Source organism: Saprospiraceae bacterium (assembly GCA_016710235.1).
GTDB lineage: Bacteria > Bacteroidota > Bacteroidia > Chitinophagales > Saprospiraceae > Vicinibacter.
Genome location: JADJLG010000001.1, coordinates 1,903,198 through 1,922,457, shown reverse-complemented (window position 1 = coordinate 1,922,457; position 19,260 = coordinate 1,903,198). Strand labels below are relative to the sequence as shown.

Here is a 19,260-nt window from a genome sequence, read left to right as displayed (position 1 = left end):
AAAAAATTTTTATTTAGCTGTATATCTGTTATTTATACATGCATATATTTATAATGTAAATTAAAGACCCGCGAGGAATTGCCCTGAGATGAACCAAAAAGCGGTCGAAGCAGTTTATACCTTTATTGTTAACAGTATCGCTCGCTTGCTATCAGATTAATTTGGCAAAGTGAATGATTATACCTGTGAAATATTAGAATACGGTATATATAGTTACCGAAATAATCAAATTCGCTATGATCAAGAATACCTAAACCATTTCAAATCAATACTTTGATTTTTGGATTAATTAAAACATCTTCTCACTCATCATTTCACATCAAAATATTAAACTCAACAAACGAAATTGATCAAATTCAAATATTATATAAATAGAAATACAATAAAAAATTTGTACTTTCAATTGTGGTAATCATTGTATTTCGATAACAATGATTACCAGACTGACATATCCTCAACAAAATGAAAAAAAACAAATCACACAAAAAAATAATAGCCCCAAGATTAAAAAAAATCAGTACCACTCAAATTCTTGAAGTGTTGGATCAACAAAAGGGGAAGCCGGCAGGTATCACCACTTTTCTTAAAAAAATACATGGACACAAACCGGGTGAAATCATCAGTTTTTTAGAGCAACTCGAATCAAAAAAAATGATAGACCGCGTTTCTCCGGGAAAATGGGTACTTCACAAATCACTTTCCGGTCGCAATTCTGATATCAAAGAAAAATACATCGAAGGTATCGTAGATATGGCCAGGGGCGGATTTGCTTATATTCTGAGCAAACAGTTACACAGAGATATTTTCGTCGCAGCAAACAAATTGAAGTCAGCTCAAAATGGAGACCTTGTTCAGGTACACCTTCTCAAAGGCAGGAGGAACCGCCCTGAAGGTGAAGTGATTAAAGTAATCACTCGATCAAAATCACAGTTTGTTGGAATTTATAGAAAATACAAAAATCAGGAAGTTGTCATCTCAGGTAGGAGTAATCAACTGACTGAAATTTTTATTGACAAGACAAATAAAATACTTGCAGAAGATTATGATAGGGTGGTTATCAAAATTACACGTTGGAAAGACAGACCCAACTCTCAAAATTACGGAGTGATCATCCACAATCTGGGTAAAAATACAGACATCGATTCAGAAATGCAAAGTTTGCTTGCTGACAAAGGATTTCCACTTGAATTTTCTGCAGAAGCATTGAAAGAAACAGCAGAGATGCCACACTTTATCTTGGATCAGGACCAGAGAAAAGATTTCAGGGAAGTATTAACTTTTACTATTGACCCCGTGGACGCAAAAGATTTTGATGATGCCCTTTCATTTGCTTATAACAAAGATGGTGACATAGAGCTTGGTGTGCACATTGCAGATGTTAGTCACTATGTAAAACCCCAAACTCAGCTAGACATAGAAGCGCTCAAAAGAGGAAATTCTGTCTATTTGGTTGACCGCGTAGTCCCAATGCTTCCTGAGAGGCTCAGCAACGATCTCTGTTCACTCAGGCCGAACGAAGACAAAGCGTGTTTTGCAGTTCTTTTCACATTCGATGCAGAGTCAAAAATTAAAAAAACCTGGATTGGCAAAACCATCATTCATTCCAAAAGAAGATTTGCTTATGAAGAAGTACAGACAATATTGGATGACAAGAATGGCGAATACTATACCGAATTAAATGCGCTCAATCTACTTGCAAAAAAAATAAAATCTGAGAGAATCAAAAACGGCGCTATTGATTTCGAATCAGAAGAGGTGCGTTTCAGACTGGATGAAAACAAGCAGCCCATCGAATTATATGTCAAGCAGAGGTTGGATGCGCACATGTTGATAGAAGAATTTATGTTGTTGGCCAATAAATATGTTGCCCAATATATCTCCAGAAAAAATACTGCAGCGCCAATTCCTTTCGTCTATCGAATACATGATACTCCCGATCCAGGCAAACTGGAGGATTTTTTGGAATTTGCAGCATCATTGAACGTGAAGCTGGATTTTCGAACTCCCAAAAAAATAGCTCAGTCTCTCAATGATCTCGCAGAAAAAGCAAAAACTAAGGACGAATTAAAAGTACTTCCGCCTCTTGCAATACGCACCATGGCAAAAGCGGAGTACAGTACTGAAAACATAGGCCACTACGGCTTGGCATTTGATGATTATACTCATTTTACGTCAGCGATCAGAAGATATTCCGACTTGCTGGTCCATCGGATATTGTTTGACAATCTCAAAAAAGAAAAACGCTATGATACAAAGATTCTGGAGCAACAGTGCGTACATATTTCTTCTCAGGAGAGAAAAGCCATGGAAGCTGAAAGGGATTCCACTAAATATTTTCAGGTGCTTTATATGAAAGACCATATTGGTAAAGAATATGATGCAAGAATTACAGGAATGAATGATAAGAATTTTTATGCAGAAATAATAGAAACAAAATGTGAATGTACCTTACCGCTGGATTTGATTCCGGATCAGATTGAATTAGATGCTTCAAGACTTAAAGCAAAATCTATGGTGTCCGATCAGGTATGGCATATCGGAAGTAAAATCAGGATACGCATCACCTCGGCAAACCTGGAGGAGCGACTACTTTTGGCTACGCTTTTGTTTCCTGAAGACAAATGAAAACCAAGATAGCTCCTGTCTGATGTATCTGCATAGAGCAAAGGTAAACTGTATTATGAATCAAATGCCAAGTTTTCAAAAATAGGAGATTAAACTATTTGAATTCTGAATCGTCTAAATAAAATGCGTTTCGTTCTCTATTTCCTTATCATTATTGGCTTGCAAAATATTGTAGTTGCACAGGATTCCATTCCTGTTCAAAAAAACTACCGAATCCTCTTTTTCCTACTTGAAGATTGCAAAATCACACAAGCCTATATTCCTACCATCAATGAGCTTTATTCAAGTTACGCAAATGACTCCATCCATTTTCATGGGTACTTTCCTAGTCCATCTTCCAATAATGAAAGTGTAAACATTTTTTGTAATAAGTATAAACTCAGTTTTGATACTGAGATGGATCCAAATCAGATCAAAGCACAGGATTACGAAATTGACGTATTGCCACAAGTTGTTGTGATCAATCCATTGAACCAGGTTATCTATCAAGGCAGAATAGACAATCTGTTCGAGAGGATAGGCAAAAGACGACCTCGCGCCAGCTCACACGAACTTCAGGATTGCTTAGAAAAAATTAAAAATGCCCAGCCTGTCATTCCCCAGAAAACAAAAGCTGTAGGTTGTGCATTGACTCGATTTGATTAAAATTGGCTCAAAATATGGGCAAAATAAAATACATTTGTATTCATAAATACCAGTAAATCAATGAATAAGTTTCTATTTTTTCTGATCTCATTATGCAGTTTCGTGTACAAACCATTAGATGCTCAGAATTATTCTGAAGATATCGCACCGATTATTTATAGCAAGTGTACGAACTGCCACAGACCAGGAGAAATAGGACCCTTTTCTCTGACAAACTATCAGGAAGTTAAAAACTGGGCCTATACGATCAAATATGTAACCGCAATAGGCTATATGCCTCCCTGGAAACCGGATATCCATTACCAGAATTTTCAAAAAGAAAATGTGTTGACTACAGAGCAAATTCAGGATATTGCGGATTGGGTAGATAAGGGCATGCCGCAAGGTGATCCAAGTAAAGAGCCCCAATTGCCTACCTTTCCTACAGGATCACAAATAGGAAAACCTGATTTGGTACTTTCCTTTTCTCAATCTTATACTCACAAAGGAAACGGTAAGGATGAATACAGGTATTTTGTTATCCCAACAAATTTAACGGAAGATAAAAACTTAATCGCCCTGGAAATGAGACCGGGAAATAAAAAAATTGTCCACCACACATTATTCTGGGCCGACAATACCGGTAAAGCAAGACAAGAAGATGCAAAAACCCCGGAGTATGGTTTTTCCAACAGCCCATCAGGTGTTTTGACAGGAAACCAACTGCCCGGATATGTTCCCGGACAGAAGCCGAATGTATATTCTAACGGGATGTCTCAGGTGTTGCCAAAAGGAAGCGACTTGGTATTACAAATGCACTATGCGCCAACTTCCTTAGACGAAACAGATAGCTCTACGATCAATCTTTTTTTTGCAAAAAATCCGGCTCCAAGACAAGTATATAGTAAAATATTGCTGCCTACGGACCTGGTGAACGGTCCTTTTATCATTGCACCTGGAGCAAAGCCCAACTTTCACGCTGTGTACAAAGTTCCGGTTAAAGTAAGTTTATTGGGTATCTGGCCACATTGCCATATGCTTGGAAAAAAATGGGAAGTCTATGCGAAACTACCTGATGGTTCGACAATTAATCTGATCCGAATCAATGAATGGGATTTCAACTGGCAGGGAGGTTATTATTTTAATCGCTTGATAGTTTTGCCGCCGGATACTGAAATTCACGCATATTGTTCATATGACAATACTGAAGACAATCCAACGAATCCAAATAATCCTCCAAAGTATGTCACATGGGGTGAAGGTACTGCTGACGAAATGTTTTACCTGCCTCTTTCGTTCGTATTTTATCAAGCCGGTGACGAAAACATCACACTGGATACCGATCAACCAAATTTCCATGACCAGGGCTTTGAGCAATTAGAAGATAGGTTGGAGCCGGTCGCACCAAATCCGGTTACAACCAGAGAATTGAACACAACTCTTGTCCTCTCAAAAGACCAAAATGTTGAATTCAAACTTTTTGACGAGAAAGGCAGTTTGCTTGGTACTCTACTTCAACCTACCCATTATTTGCAAGGGCAACATCAGGTAAATTTAAAGTTACCGGTATCAAAATCCGGGATTTATTTCATTCAGGCGAACCTTGAAAACAGAATTTTGGTACAAAAATTCTTAGTAAGCAATTAAGCAGAAAATTGGCCACATACTTGAACATTCTTTGACGCATTGCATTGAACCCAATGACTGTCATAGTGTTTTACAATTATGATTATTGAGGAAAATAAAACAGACATTCAGAGTAAAGAAAACATCAACAAAATAGTCCACACGTTTTACGGTAAAATCAAAGAGGACGAGAAAATTTCCTATTTCTTTAACGATGTAGCAAAGGTAAACTGGGATGAACACCTGCCACGCATGGTTCAATTTTGGGAGTCTGTTCTTTTTGGCACAGCAGCTTACTCCGGTAATCCAATGTCAGCACATATACTATTGCATAAAAAATCACCCATTCGGATAGAACATTTTGAACATTGGTTCAAAATATGGACTGAAACAGTAGATGAATTATTCAAAGGACCGAATGCTGAAAAAATCAAAAAACAAGCAGATCAAATGGTCCAGCTGATGTGGTATAAGATTAACGAAAGTGCAAAGACTTCTTTTATCCAATAAAGGGAGACGATATAAATTAAGTAGAATTTATCGGATCTAATCTATATCGTAATTCTCAAAATCCGATTAGATCCGACTTCATTGTTAATCTAAATTTTCTTAAATGCGCTCAAGCCAAATATTTCACTTCAAGATCTATTACGCAGCTAATTGATTGCAAATTCAGGGTTTAAATATTCAATTATTTTTTGCGCTCCTCGTATACGAAAGTATTTTCAGTGATTGAAAATGGTACACCCCGGCTGGCACACCAAGCGGCACATTGGACACGATATTCATGCCACAATGATTTTGCCCATTCAGGTACTGAATTTACCCAAAGCATCTCATCGGGAAAATAGACATGTGCCTGTCCCATAGTATACTCCAAAACCAATATGCCGAGATGGCTTTCTGCCTCAAGTTCTTCCCTCCATCTGATAGTAAAATTGATTGCACCCATATTTAATGATAATCACCAAAGATCATGCTGAATAGCATTACGGTAAGTATCAAAAGCCAAGGTCCAATACTAAGCAAAAACAACCATTTGTCATTTGTTTTGCTGAACAGGAAATAAAATCCCAAAGCGGACATCACTAAAAAAATGACTGCATAGAGTGCAGTAGCTCCGGGGGAGTATTTACTGGTTTGTAATACTCCAACTACATTCAATAAAAACCTGATACCTATATATCCATCCACTCCTAATAAAATAATGGAAATAATTTTGATGATATTCATATTGAGAAATTCAATTGCAAATTTAATCCTGATCCACAAAGTACAAATACTATCACAGTTTTTTCTTTCTAATTCCTCCAAATGCCTATATCGAAAGAGCAATTCTAAAAATCTCCCAATTACACAAAAGCCAGCTTAAATAAAATTGCAGATTCTTGTATCATAAAGTACAATTTAACTGAAAACTATAGATCAAATTATTTATTAGAATAAAATACACTTTTTAAACTATTGGTCAAATTTAGTCAGTAATTTGCGCCGCTAAACTATTCAGTCAAGCATTGGCCACCTGATTCGATTAAGTTTAATTATATAGAAAGTTAATATATAAATTAATCATTTAATATGAATCATAGCCGAAGATCTACTTAAAAAACTGTTGTTAAGCAATCACATTCCTATAAAACGTTCAATTACAAATACTTCACCGAGCTTCGCGATCTTGAATAACAAAAAGATGAAATATTCAGGTCTATGGTTGAATACACTGTTTTGCATCATTGAAGCTTTAATTCAACTATTTTAAATCAGGTACCTTATATTTGAAAATCAATTCTTCATTGCAAAAAGAAAGATCATTGACAATGAACTTTCGCGAGTAAAAAAAAATCAAATCAATCCTGATAAAAACCAAGCTATTTTAAAAGTATTAACATGGACAACAACAGTTTCCCACTTTGCCTCTGCAAAAAAAGATCGGGAAAATGCCTATTTTTGCGCCTCAATGGATCAAGATATGCAGAGGACAAAAGTCAATGACGTATTGAAAATGGAAGCCGATGGACGCAGTCTAAGTGTTATGGGCTGGGTACGAACGTTTAGGAGTAATAGATTTATTGCTATCAATGATGGTTCATGTTTGGCAAATCTCCAGGCATATATAGATTTTGAAAAATGGGATGAAACTCTGCTCAAAAAGCTAACTCCTGGTGCTGCTCTTCATGTCGTTGGCCGATGGCAAAGTTCTCAGGGAGCCGGTCAGAAAGGCGAGTTGGTGGTGGAAAAATTACATATTTTTGGAGAAGCAGACCCGTCTGTTTATCCTTTGCAGCCGAAAAAGCATTCCTTGGAATTTCTAAGACAAATCGCCCACTTGAGATTTCGAACGAATACATTTTCAGCAGTTTTCAGAATCAGACACCAATTGGCATTTGCCATCCATGAATTTTTTCATAGCAGGGGTTTTATATATTTACATTCACCGATTATTACTGCTTCTGACGCTGAAGGTGCAGGAGAGATGTTTCAGGTGACGACATTAGATCTGAAAGCTCCTGCGAGAACAGTAGAAGGGGAAATCAATTTTAAAGAAGATTTTTTTGGTAGGGCAGCCAATCTTACCGTGTCAGGACAATTGGAAGGAGAGCTGGCTGCCATGGCTCTGTCTCAGGTCTATACTTTTGGCCCTACATTCAGAGCTGAAAAATCGAATACTCCAAGGCACCTCGCTGAATTTTGGATGATTGAGCCGGAAGTCGCATTTGCAGACCTGCACTCCAATATGGATCTCGCTGAGGATTTACTAAAGCACGTCATCCATCAGGTAGTCAATAATTGTTCTGAAGACCTACAGTTTCTTCATGACCGTGAGCGAGAAGACGAAATGACAAAACCCCAAGCCGAGCGCAACACGATGGGACTCAAAGAGAGACTCCAATTTGTACTCGACAATCATTTTGAAAGAATCACCTATACTGAGGCGATTGAAATATTAAAAAATTCAACACCAAATAAAAAAGGTAAATTCCAATATCCGGTGGACAAATGGGGCATCGATTTACAATCAGAGCATGAGCGGTATCTTGTAGAAAAGCATTTTTCAAAACCGGTAATACTGACCAACTATCCAAAGGAAATCAAAGCATTTTACATGCGTGTTGACGATGGTGAAAAAACGGTAGCGGCAATGGATATTTTATTTCCCGGAATTGGAGAAATAGTCGGGGGATCTCAGCGCGAAGAAAGGCTAGATGTGCTGACAAGACGGATGCAGGAAATGCATATCCCTTTGGAAGAAATGTACTGGTACCTGGATACACGCCGCTTTGGCACCTGTCCTCATGCAGGTTTTGGATTGGGCTTCGAAAGATTAGTGCTTTTCGTTACCGGCATGACCAACATTCGCGACGTTATTCCTTTTCCAAGATTCCCTGGAAATGCTGAATTTTAATTCAAATTAACAAATTTCGATTTACAAGTACAATTATCTAAATAACTAAGAATGAAAAATTTAAACTGGATATTACACGCTCTTTCACTTGCAGCAATTATTTTTCTATTTTATCAAAATAGCCAACTTAAGAAGTCTACACCCACGAGCTCGGCCGCAACCGAAATAAAATCTCAAAATACCGGAGATGCTTCCACTCCATTAGCCTATTTTATTTCAGATAGTTTGCTCAATAATTTAGGATTTTTTAAAGAAAGCGAAAAAGCATTTAAAGCCAAGCAAGAATCTATGTCCAATGAGATAAAGGCTAAGGAAAATGCCATGCAGAAGGAACTGGTGCGCTTGCAAGAAAATGCTCAAAACATGACCAGGGTTGAAATGGAATCGGCACAGCAGAAATTAGCAAAAATGGAACAGGACCTAATGGCAAGAAAAGAAAAGTTAGGATCCCAGTATGCACAAGAAACAGCAGAATTCAATGAAAAACTGCATAATAAAATCACTTCTTACCTGAAAGAGTTGAATCAAAATGGAAAATATAAATTCGTATTCTCTGTCTCTCCGGAAGGCAATATTTTCTTCTCAGACGAATCATTGAACATAACAGATCAGATGATCAAGGACTTGAACGAAAAATACAGTACGAATTAATTTCCTTGAAAAAGATCAGGCTAAGGAACTTATTGTCTTTATTCTGACATCACCCGAAACTCTTTGATAAGTTTCGATCCTCCGATATCTTCAGTATAGATGTACACTCGGTATTTTTTTGCATTAGTAGTTGTCATAACCGCAATAAAATACTGTGAGGAATTGTTTTTGGAGACACCGCTGTGAACCGGCGTTACTGTTTTTGGCGGATTGTTTTGTAGAAATGAGCTCAGAGATTGAGCTGCATCTTGCTTTTTGAGAATAGTCATTTTCTCATCGTAACAAAGCTCCAGTCTGGTATCAAACAAGGCAGAAAGTGAGGCAATATCTGATTTGGCCAGAGCATCAAAGGCGGCGTGTTTCTGCGCATTTGCAGATAAAACACTCAAGAACAGTAGGGCTGAAAATAATAGTTTCATTTGCTTGATTTGTTCAGCTAAATAACGAAACATTGACATATTCCGTTCATTTTTAATCCAGATTTTGCTTTTTGAGACCACTGTCAGAATTCATTTTGCAATAAAATCAAGGGTTTGGTTGTGACCGGATGGCTTCGAAAAAACGAAAGTGAGAGAATGACTTCACTCGGCAATGAGGGAACTGCACAGAACTTTGCTCTGCATTCCGATTGCTCTTTAGAGAGTAAAACTTATGTCTTCTCATGCTTTAAAAGTTGAATAAATTTTAGAGCATGAAAGCACAGCTTTGCTAGGTATTTAAAAAAATATCCACCCTAAGCAAGCCTAAGCCAATGCATTGAGCGCACAGATCTTATAACTCGTGATAGATTTTTTTCCAAAATTTGGGTTTATACAAAAAAGAAAACTCCCAAAATTTAAGTTCTCACGACCGAACTTTAGGGCCATTCTTTCCGTTAATTACGCGTGGCAAATAAATTGATTCTGACCATATTGGACGGCTGGGGAATAGGCCAGATTCCCTCTGCTGACGCTATTCGAGCCGCAGAGCCCGGATTTTTTAAAACCCTCATGAAGGAGTACCCACACAGTACACTTGTCACTCACGGAGTTGCCGTTGGCCTTCCTGAAGGGCAGATGGGAAATTCCGAAGTAGGACACCTCAATCTTGGAGCTGGAAGAATCGTCTATCAGGAGCTTGAACGAATCAATAAATCCATCCGTGAAGGTACTTTGGCTGAAAATCAAGTGTTGAATCAAACTTTGGAATATTGTAATGAAAACTCCAAACCACTCCATTTTATTGGGTTGGTATCTGATGGTGGGGTCCATAGTCATGTCAAGCATCTAAAAGCTTTGGTAGAAATAGCTTGTAACAAATTAACTGTCCCCATTTATCTACACGTCATCACCGACGGTCGAGATACAGATCCTCATTCGGCTCTGGCAACTGTTTCAGATCTGGAATCATTTATCCAGCACAAAAATGTCAGCATATCGACCTTGATAGGTAGATATTATGCCATGGACAGGGACAAAAGATGGGAAAGAATTCAAAAAGCATTTGAGCTGATGACGGATGGAGTGGGAGAAAATTTTGCTTCCGCTGAAGATGCAATTCGATGTTCTTACGATAAAAATATTACAGATGAATTTATTCTCCCTGCAAAAATCTCCCCCCAAAGGGAAGGTTTGATACAAGAGGGTGACGCCGTTTTTTGCTTTAATTTCAGGACTGACAGACTTCGAGAGCTCACCGAAGTATTGACACAAAGGGATCTTCCTGAATATGAAATGAAAGCATTGAACTTACATTTTGTCACTATGACAGCCTACGATGATTCATTCAGAAATGTGGGGATTGTTTTTGATAAAGAAAAACTGAAGAATACTTTAGGAGAAGTGCTTTCTATGTATGGCTTAACGCAATATCGGATGGCAGAAACGGAGAAATATCCTCACGTGAGTTATTTTTTTTCCGGAGGCCAAGAGAAAGTTTTTTTTGGTGAAAAGCGCGAGTTAGTAGCCTCTCCAAAAGTAGCTACTTATGATCTTCAGCCGGAAATGAGCGCTATCCCTCTTACAAATGCTCTCTTGCGCGTAATTCAGGAAGACAAGCCTGATTTTATTTGTGTTAATTTTGCAAACACAGATATGGTAGGTCACACGGGAGTTTTCCAGGCTGTAGTAAAAGCTGTCCAGACTGTTGATGAATGTATGAGTAGATTCATTCCAATCGCTCTAGAAGCAGGCTATGAGCTCATCATACTCGCTGATCATGGGAACGCAGATTTCATGATCAATGCTGACGGTTCACCAAATACTGCACATTCCATGAATCCGGTGCCTTGTATCTATGTGAGTAAAACACCGTCCTATCAATTAAAAAGTGGTAAGTTGGCGGATATCGCACCTACTGTACTGCAATTGCTTCAATTGCCAATACCTGTAGAAATGGATGGTGAAAGTTTATTAGTCCAAAAAAATTAAAAAACCGAAATGAGTTCTTCTAATTCAACATTTGATACAATGAAAGCGGCAGCACAAATTGCTATACATGGATATATTGACTTTGACATTGATCCAAGTCTGGATCTTTATGCTGAAATAGATCGGCTGAAAAAAGAAAAAAACGCCGTTGTACTGGCGCACTACTATCAGTATGGTGATATACAAGATATTGCTGATTTTGTGGGCGACAGTTTACAACTTTCTCAGGAAGCAGCCCGTACCAAAGCTGACATCATTGCATTTGCCGGCGTTCATTTCATGGCAGAGACCGCCAAAATTCTTTCCCCGGAAAAAAAAGTCGTCCTTCCTGACTTGAAGGCCGGATGTTCATTATCTGATTCTTGTCCGGCACCCTTATTTGCCAAGTTTAAAGAAAAACACCCTGATCACGTTGTCGTGAGTTATGTCAATTGCACTGCAGAGCTGAAGGCCCTTACAGATATCTGTTGCACTTCTTCCAATGCTGTGCATATCATCAATAGTATCCCCAAGGATCGCGAGATCATTTTTGCACCGGACAAAAACCTAGGTGCTTATTTGCAGAAAGTGACCGGCCGCAAGATGTTGTTGTGGGATGGCGCATGTATGGTACATGAAATTTTTAGCAGAGAGCGCATGCTTAAACTCAAGAGGGAACATCCTGAAGCCAAAATAATAGCTCACCCAGAATGCGAAGAGCCCGTATTGCGTATGGCGGATTATATTGGCTCTACAAGCGGTCTTCTGCGCTTTATCCAAACTGATAGATCACATAGCTACATCGTAGCAACCGAAGCGGGAATTTTGCACCAAATGAACAAAGCTTGTCCGGAAAAGCTCTTTATTCCTGCACCTCCTGAAAATCAATGTGCTTGTAATGAATGTCCTCATATGAAGCGAAATACCTTAGAGAAACTCTATCTCTGCCTCAAATACGAGCTTCCAGAGGTCACGCTGCCAGATCATATCATCAAAGCAGCCAGAGGTAGCATTGACAGGATGCTTGAAATTTCAGAAAAAGCAGGATTAAAATAAATTTTGGATTTTTACGTTTTTAAAGACAGTTTTAGAATTTATGTGCTCAGTTTTGAAAAAAACACTGCTTTTATTTGGATTTATATCCGGCTTCTTTTTTGCTCAAGCCCAAAAAGGGTATGAGGCAGGAGCGTGGATGGGAACAGCTTTTTACTTTGGTGATCTCAACAATCTCTATAGACTCAATGAACCCGGGCTCGCATTCGGTATGATTGGTAGATATAACTTCAACAATCGCGTTTGCGCCAGAATCCAGGGAAACTTTTCAAGACTAAGAGCGAGCGATGCCAAATCAGACAATCTTTTTGACCGCAGAAGGAACCTTAGATTTTTTTCCAATATTTTTGAGATAGCTCCCGCGCTAGAAATTAATTTCCTTCCCTATAACCATGGGAGTAAGGATCATTTTTTCACACCTTATCTTCTCGGTGGTTTTAGTGTATTTCGCTTCAGCCCAATGACCAAATATGATGGCAAGACAGTGGCTCTTAGGGAACTAGGAACAGAAGGTCAGATCGTAGGTCAGGAATATGGCACCATTAATGGTTCATTAATGGTTGGAGGCGGCGTAAAACTGGATATCAATTATAGGTGGAGTCTCAATTTCGATATTTCTTATCGACATACTTATACCGATTATCTGGATGATGTCAGCAAGACTTATCCAAACTATAACGAGTTGCTTACAAATAGAGGTCCGGTTGCTGTTCAGTTGTCTGACCGATCCATAGCATCGACCGGTGTTGAAAAAATAGGCCTGCCAGGTTTTCAACGTGGAGATTCCAGAGAGAAAGACGCTTTTTTGACCTTAGGAGTCAATCTGGTATATTATTTCGGAAGGTTAAGGTGCCCGACCATTTCATTACCCTAATGATTAAAACAGTACATTTTTCAGTCAATCACTTTTTCTCTGAGGAGAATATTAATCCTACAGGATAAATTTTGAAGTCTGGTTCCGCCAGATTTGACCGCTGATAAATCCAATACAGCTGCTGCCAATTACTTGATCGAAAACTCGGATCTTCTGCTTGCTTCTTTCTGAATTCACGTTCCAAATTTTTGTCATTTATCAACAATTCCTTTGCTTTCTCTTCGAAGACATAATCTGAAAAATACTCTTTTCTCTGCAGGATCCCATCAAAATAATTCCATGCAAAATAAGAATCGGGAGCTTGTGGTTCCAAAGTTTCAATGATGTATCGCTTCGCAAATTGATTCGTAGGAATTAAAAGATCACCCTTAAAAAAACACTGCCGTCTTTTGATTAAACTTAACTGGACATCAGAGTGCAGATAGTGATTTTCGTAAGCATCTGAAGACGTTTTCATGTCAATGATTTTGTATTGAAATAATTCCAAACAAGTATCCTGTTCCAGACGATCGAATTTGATTTGGTTCCACATCAATAATTGTACTATTTCAAAGTAAGCTTGGGGTAAGATATAAAACTCAGGTACTTTGACTTGTGTAGACGATACATACTTATTAAAAAATGGAATTTTCTTTTGGATCGTTTTGGTTCGGTCATATTTCCACATATTTAATTGCGTCACCGGACTGAGGTAAGAATATGCAGGATGTAGAGTAAAATCAATAGAATCCTGTCTGGTTTCATCCAGTTTCCAATCCAATGTATAATCTCTTATAGATGAGGTGTATTGGATAGCAAACTTTTTTGCTTGAATGATTTCATCAAAGTGACGTGAATTATACTGCAATACGGCTTCTAAAAAATGATTCGTTGCATGCACTCTCTTAGGAAAAGGCTTGAGCATATGTGTTTCAGGCAAAAATGAAATCGAATGAAATAATCCTGCATAACCATTTGAATAACGAGGTGATTCTAAAAAATCTACAATTCCATTTTCAGGAATATCCTTTACATTGACATAAGGTACGATAGTATCTTTTTTTTGTGACATCATCATTTGGAGTGCAGGCAACATTTTTGTGTATAATAAATCCGCTAGTGGTGGTGATAATTTATCTCTTTGTGAACTGATCAGACTGAAAGTATACGGATAATCAGCACCATCTGAAGTATGCGTGTCAATAAAAATTTCTGGTTTCCAATACTGGAATAATACAGTAAAACTGATCGCGTTCCGACTGTCGCATTTTATAAAATCTCTATTCAGATCAAGGTTCTGAATATTTCCTCTGAAGCCATATTCACGAGGACCGTTTTGGTTCGCTCTGGTATAATTATTTCGTCGCATACTACCTCCAACATTGTACAAAGGAATGATCACAATGGTCTGGTGATCAAGCAAATTAGAATATTCCTTGTCCGTGAGTAATTTTTTAGTGAGCAACATACTTGCATCTACTCCATCGGGTTCTCCTGGATGAATGCCATTGATGATCATACTAACGACTTTTTTTTGTTTGCGAACTTCCTCCGGAATTTTGGATTCTTTCCCAATGACCACCTCATAAATTGGCAACTCAACATCAGGCATTCCAACTTCTTGAATAAAAATCAATTCGGGGAATTCCTCAGCCATACATTTATAAAACGAGATACATTCCTGATAAGTAGTGGTTGTTGTTGAATCATTTTCGAAGGGAATGATACATTGCGAATGACCCATTGTATACAAACTCAAGAAAATGAAGAATATGAAAATTCTAGTCATGATATAATTTGAAATGATTGGTGATCAAAAGTAAGCAGAAACTTCATGTTCTGGCCGAATAGGAAGGTTCTATCTTTTGCTGAAATCAAAATACATTTTTACAAGGGCGAATCACAAAATTTTTGTTAACTTATTCTATATCAGCAAGCCTGTTTACTCTTCTGGCAAAAGATTAAAAACAAGCATGCTTACTTTCGCTGACATATCATTGTTTTTTTTAAGCTAATATCCTTCAAATGAGCTAAACTTCATTGTTCAAATGTCAGGAAACAGCTACATTTGCAGAAAATTAATAGAAATCAATAATGGAACAAACAATGACTCATGTCTCCTACAAAGTCAAGGATATCAAACTTGCAGATTGGGGACGTAAAGAAATTGAATTGGCGGAAGCAGAAATGCCCGGCCTAATGAGTATCAGAGAGCAATATGGATCTTCAAAACCCTTACAAGGTGCAAGGATTGCAGGATGTCTGCATATGACTATCCAGACTGCTGTCTTGATAGAAACCTTGAAAGAACTCGGAGCTGAAGTAAGTTGGTCATCATGTAATATCTTTTCAACTCAAGATCATGCAGCTGCCGCAATTGCTGCTTCAGGTGTTCCGGTTTATGCCTGGAAAGGTATGAACAACGAAGAATTTGATTGGTGCATTGAACAGACCATATATGCTTTTAAAGATGGCAAGCCGCTCAACATGATCCTCGATGATGGCGGAGACCTCACCAATATGGTATTGGATCGTTATCCTGAACTGGTACCGGGAATCAGAGGTATCTCAGAAGAAACTACAACGGGTGTGCACAGATTGTACGAAAGAATGGCAAAAGGTACATTGCCACTTCCTGTGATCAACATCAATGACTCTGTCACCAAATCAAAATTCGATAACAAATATGGCTGCAAAGAGTCTTGTGTTGATGCTATAAGAAGAGCTACCGATATAATGATGGCCGGAAAAGTCGCTGTCGTTGCTGGTTATGGTGACGTAGGCAAAGGTTCCGCAGCTTCTCTTAGAGGAGCAGGTTGCCGAGTAATCGTGACAGAAATTGATCCAATATGCGCACTACAAGCAGCAATGGATGGTTTTCAAGTTTTGAAAATGGAAAATGCGATCAAACTCGCAAACATCGTAGTTACCGCAACCGGAAACAAAGACATCATTACTGGTCAATATTTCGAATTGATGAAAGACAAAACCATCGTTTGCAATATAGGTCATTTTGATAATGAAATTGATGTTGCCTGGTTAAATCAAAATCATGGTAATACTAAAGTTGAAATCAAACCACAAGTTGACAAATATACTGTCAACGGAAAAGACATCATCCTTCTTGCGGAAGGACGTCTTGTGAATCTGGGTTGTGCTACGGGTCATCCTTCATTTGTCATGTCTAATTCATTCACGAATCAGGTTCTTGCTCAAATGGAATTATGGCAAAATTCTGAAAAATATGAGAATAAAGTCTACATGCTCCCAAAACATCTTGATGAGCAAGTAGCCAGATTACACCTTGCGAAAATTGGCGTCGAACTAGATGTTTTGACAGACAACCAATCCAGTTATATTGGCGTTGAAAAATCTGGTCCTTACAAACCCGATTATTACAGATATTGATTATCGGTTCCAATACATATCCAACAAGAAAATTCATCCGCGACACTCAGTTGTTGCGGATGTTTTTTTTATACAGAAATCGATTCATATTGATATTGACATTATTCATGTGCTTTATGGTTTCGATTAGTAAAATTCAGGCACAGAATTCAAGTCACTTTTCACGGTTTTTTATTCCTTCTGATTCATTCAACAAAAACAAAACGATAGTGGCAAGTAGTTTTGCCGTAGTGGCATATTCTGCTTTCTCATCAGGTTTGTATTATGCCTGGTATAAGAACAGCACATTGAGCAAACTCCACAGTTTTGATGATCGCGGTGAATGGTTCGAAATGGATAAATGTGGCCATGTTTACGATGGATATTTTCAAAGCGCTCTTTGTTATCAGGGAGCAAGATGGTGTGGTATTTCTGAAAATAAGTCTATTGTATTGGGAGTGGGAACAGCGATGTTGTTTCAATCTACCATTGAGTTGTTTGATGGTTTCAGCGACAAATGGGGCTTTTCATGGTCAGATATGGCAGCCAATTGTATCGGTGCCGGGACTTTTGCAATCCAACAAAAATTATGGAAAAAACAATTTGTGCAAATCAAATTTTCAACTTATCCGGTAAAACATCCTGCCAATCAGATTATTCAGGAAAGGACTGAAAAATTGTTTGGAAATTCATTGGGTGAAAAACTCTTGAAAGATTACAATGCCCAAACTTATTGGCTTAGTTTTAATCCTTTTACTCAGCAAAATAAAAATTATAAGTACTGGCCTCGTTATCTACAGTTGAGCTTGGGATACGGTGTCAATCATCTATACGGTGGATATGAGAATAAATGGAAAGATGAAAATGGAACAGAGGTGATTCTTGACCCACTGATTTATCCTCGTTACAGAAGATATTTTTTATCTTTGGACATTGATTTTAAAAAACTTCCCGTAAGAAATCCTTTCCTCAAAACCATATTTCATGTCATCAACATCGTCAAATTACCATTTCCGGCATTGGAATATAATCGTGTAAATGGTTTTGAATTCCATCCTTTAAAATTTTGAAATCATAATAATTCAAAGCGCTTACTCATTTAATACTCCCTATAAAATATTTCAGTTTACCATAACCATAAAATCAGTGCGGTCAAATCTGGGATAAATAGGGATTAAATCGGATTTTGCTTTGGGAAATGTATTGAAAAGCAAATGGGTAATTATAACAAGGGTTTGTTACAACCAATTGGTTTTGCAAAGCGAAAATCAATTGAAAGATTTGATTCGATAATGAGTGAACCGAGCAAAATCATACTTGACTTGGCGATTACGCTTAAGAGAGAAGACTTGTGTTTTATCAAATTTCATTTGGATCAATATTGATCTGAGCAAGTGAAAATGTTTTTAACTTGATAAAATAATCTATGTTCACGAATTTCTCAAAATGCAAAGATCTAAGTTTGCGGACAATTTGACTTATAATAGAATTTCGACTCCAAAATGAGGGTCAATATCAGTGACTATATATTCCATGGAAAAAATCAATCGATGAATAATACATCGATGTCATATGGTTTCATTCCATCCTCGTTTTTCGAAAATTGGCATGGAAATGATCAAATAAATCCTTCCTGAATCAAATCATGCAGATGAATCATTCCCATGTATTTTTTAGCTTGGATTACAGGTAACTGAGTGATTGCATTTTCCTTTAAAATCTGGAAAGCTGTCAAAGCCATTTCAGACGCTTCAACGCTTTTTGGATTCTTGGTCATAATGTCTTCTGCTCTCAAAACAGACAAATGTAGAGTGTCGTGATCCAACATACGCCTCAGGTCTCCGTCTGTGATCATTCCAATCAATTCACCTTCTTGAGAAATCACTGCTGTCGAACCCAGTCGTTTTTTTGTCATTTCAAGGATCACGGATTGTAATGAGTCATGTGAATAAACTTCCGGCTTTTGATTTTTTGTATAAATGTCAGATACCTTGAGGTAAAGTTGTTTTCCCAAAGAGCCTCCTGGATGGAAATGAGCAAAATTTTCAGGAGAAAAACCTTTCAGTGCCAATAGTGAAACTGCGATAGCATCACCCATGGCAAGTTGAGCGGTAGTACTTGCGGTTGGTGCCAAATTGTTGGGCTCTGCCTCTCTGGGCACGGGAGTATAATATACATGGTCAGCATTCTTAGCGAGACTTGAGTTTGGATTGCTCACAATTCCATGTAGGCTGCTCCCAAGGTTTTTTACCAGAGGCAACAAAGCTTTGATTTCCGGAGTTTCTCCGCTTTTTGAAATGCAAATGATGATATCCGCTTTTGTCACCATTCCCAAATCACCGTGTATCGCATCGGCAGCATGCATAAAAAGGGCCAGGGTACCTGTTGAGTTGAGCGTTGCTACAATTTTCTGGGCGATGATAGCACTTTTTCCGATTCCTGTGACAATGATTCTTCCCTTACAACGATGCAAGGCCAATACTCCTTGCGCGAATTCTTCATTGATCACAGAAAACAAGCCATTTAATGTATCACATTCAATTTTGATACAGTTAGTTGCAGAATCTAAAATTCTCTGAATTTGCGCATCCATGATTTGCTCAAAGTTACGTCAATCTCATCAATGCCGTATGAGTTGCCTTTGAAATCGG

General features: G+C 38.0%; 16 protein-coding genes. 11 read left to right on the top strand and 5 right to left on the bottom strand.

The annotated features are described in order from the left end of the window. Window positions 1-462 precede the first annotated feature (462 nt). The 4 genes from rnr to IPI99_07850 all read left to right on the top strand — a co-directional run bounded on the left by rnr (window position 463) and on the right by IPI99_07850 (window position 5,385). Complete coding sequence (gene rnr, locus IPI99_07865) at window positions 463-2,625, top strand: ribonuclease R (protein ID MBK7340428.1); 2,163 nt, start codon at window positions 463-465, stop codon at window positions 2,623-2,625. 123 nt (window positions 2,626-2,748) lie between these two features. Continuing rightward, window positions 2,749-3,270, top strand: coding sequence for a redoxin domain-containing protein (locus tag IPI99_07860; protein ID MBK7340427.1), 522 nt, complete (start codon window positions 2,749-2,751; stop codon window positions 3,268-3,270). A gap of 60 nt (window positions 3,271-3,330) precedes the next feature. Beyond that, window positions 3,331-4,896 (top strand): T9SS type A sorting domain-containing protein, encoded by a 1,566-nt coding sequence (locus tag IPI99_07855; protein ID MBK7340426.1) that lies wholly within the window; start codon window positions 3,331-3,333, stop codon window positions 4,894-4,896. A 78-nt stretch (window positions 4,897-4,974) separates the two neighbouring features. Then, complete coding sequence (locus IPI99_07850) at window positions 4,975-5,385, top strand: group III truncated hemoglobin (GenBank protein MBK7340425.1); 411 nt, start codon at window positions 4,975-4,977, stop codon at window positions 5,383-5,385. Window positions 5,386-5,566: 181 nt separating this feature from the next. Here IPI99_07850 and IPI99_07845 read toward each other — a convergent pair whose 3' ends face one another. After that, complete coding sequence (locus IPI99_07845; GenBank protein MBK7340424.1) at window positions 5,567-5,827, bottom strand: hypothetical protein; 261 nt, start codon at window positions 5,825-5,827, stop codon at window positions 5,567-5,569. Between the two features lie 2 nt (window positions 5,828-5,829). Continuing rightward, window positions 5,830-6,108 (bottom strand): hypothetical protein, encoded by a 279-nt coding sequence (locus tag IPI99_07840; protein ID MBK7340423.1) that lies wholly within the window; start codon window positions 6,106-6,108, stop codon window positions 5,830-5,832. Window positions 6,109-6,844: 736 nt separating this feature from the next. Here IPI99_07840 and asnS point away from each other — a divergent pair. Both asnS and IPI99_07830 read left to right on the top strand, forming a co-directional pair. Further along, the gene (gene asnS, locus IPI99_07835) at window positions 6,845-8,278 is read left to right on the top strand and encodes an asparagine--tRNA ligase (GenBank protein MBK7340422.1); all 1,434 of its coding nucleotides are present in this window, start codon (window positions 6,845-6,847) and stop codon (window positions 8,276-8,278) included. A gap of 51 nt (window positions 8,279-8,329) precedes the next feature. Beyond that, window positions 8,330-8,929, top strand: coding sequence for an OmpH family outer membrane protein (locus tag IPI99_07830; GenBank protein MBK7340421.1), 600 nt, complete (start codon window positions 8,330-8,332; stop codon window positions 8,927-8,929). 38 nt (window positions 8,930-8,967) lie between these two features. Here the strand turns inward: IPI99_07830 and IPI99_07825 are convergent, their stop codons facing one another. Further along, on the bottom strand, window positions 8,968-9,348 hold the full coding sequence (locus IPI99_07825; GenBank protein ID MBK7340420.1) for a DUF4783 domain-containing protein: 381 nt from the start codon (window positions 9,346-9,348) through the stop codon (window positions 8,968-8,970). A gap of 465 nt (window positions 9,349-9,813) precedes the next feature. Here IPI99_07825 and IPI99_07820 point away from each other — a divergent pair, with 465 nt between their 5' ends. From IPI99_07820 to IPI99_07810, 3 genes are read left to right on the top strand one after another with little or no spacing between them, the layout of a single operon-like run. After that, window positions 9,814-11,337: a 2,3-bisphosphoglycerate-independent phosphoglycerate mutase gene (locus tag IPI99_07820; GenBank protein MBK7340419.1), complete on the top strand. Its 1,524-nt coding sequence runs from the start codon at window positions 9,814-9,816 to the stop codon at window positions 11,335-11,337. Window positions 11,338-11,376: 39 nt separating this feature from the next. Then, the gene (gene nadA, locus IPI99_07815; protein MBK7340418.1) at window positions 11,377-12,372 is read left to right on the top strand and encodes a quinolinate synthase NadA; all 996 of its coding nucleotides are present in this window, start codon (window positions 11,377-11,379) and stop codon (window positions 12,370-12,372) included. A gap of 40 nt (window positions 12,373-12,412) precedes the next feature. Beyond that, window positions 12,413-13,243, top strand: a complete 831-nt coding sequence (locus IPI99_07810) for an outer membrane beta-barrel protein (GenBank protein ID MBK7340417.1) — start codon at window positions 12,413-12,415, stop codon at window positions 13,241-13,243. A gap of 28 nt (window positions 13,244-13,271) precedes the next feature. On the opposite strand, the gene IPI99_07805 is transcribed toward IPI99_07810, so the two are convergent. Next, on the bottom strand, window positions 13,272-15,011 hold the full coding sequence (locus tag IPI99_07805; GenBank protein ID MBK7340416.1) for a hypothetical protein: 1,740 nt from the start codon (window positions 15,009-15,011) through the stop codon (window positions 13,272-13,274). 305 nt (window positions 15,012-15,316) lie between these two features. On the opposite strand from IPI99_07805, the gene IPI99_07800 reads away from it, so the two are divergent. Next, window positions 15,317-16,630: an adenosylhomocysteinase gene (locus IPI99_07800; GenBank protein ID MBK7340415.1), complete on the top strand. Its 1,314-nt coding sequence runs from the start codon at window positions 15,317-15,319 to the stop codon at window positions 16,628-16,630. 116 nt (window positions 16,631-16,746) lie between these two features. Further along, window positions 16,747-17,679, top strand: a complete 933-nt coding sequence (locus tag IPI99_07795; GenBank protein ID MBK7340414.1) for a DUF2279 domain-containing protein — start codon at window positions 16,747-16,749, stop codon at window positions 17,677-17,679. Window positions 17,680-18,227: 548 nt separating this feature from the next. Here the strand turns inward: IPI99_07795 and IPI99_07790 are convergent. Then, window positions 18,228-19,202 (bottom strand): KpsF/GutQ family sugar-phosphate isomerase, encoded by a 975-nt coding sequence (locus tag IPI99_07790; protein ID MBK7340413.1) that lies wholly within the window; start codon window positions 19,200-19,202, stop codon window positions 18,228-18,230. Between the last annotated feature and the right edge of the window lie 58 nt (window positions 19,203-19,260).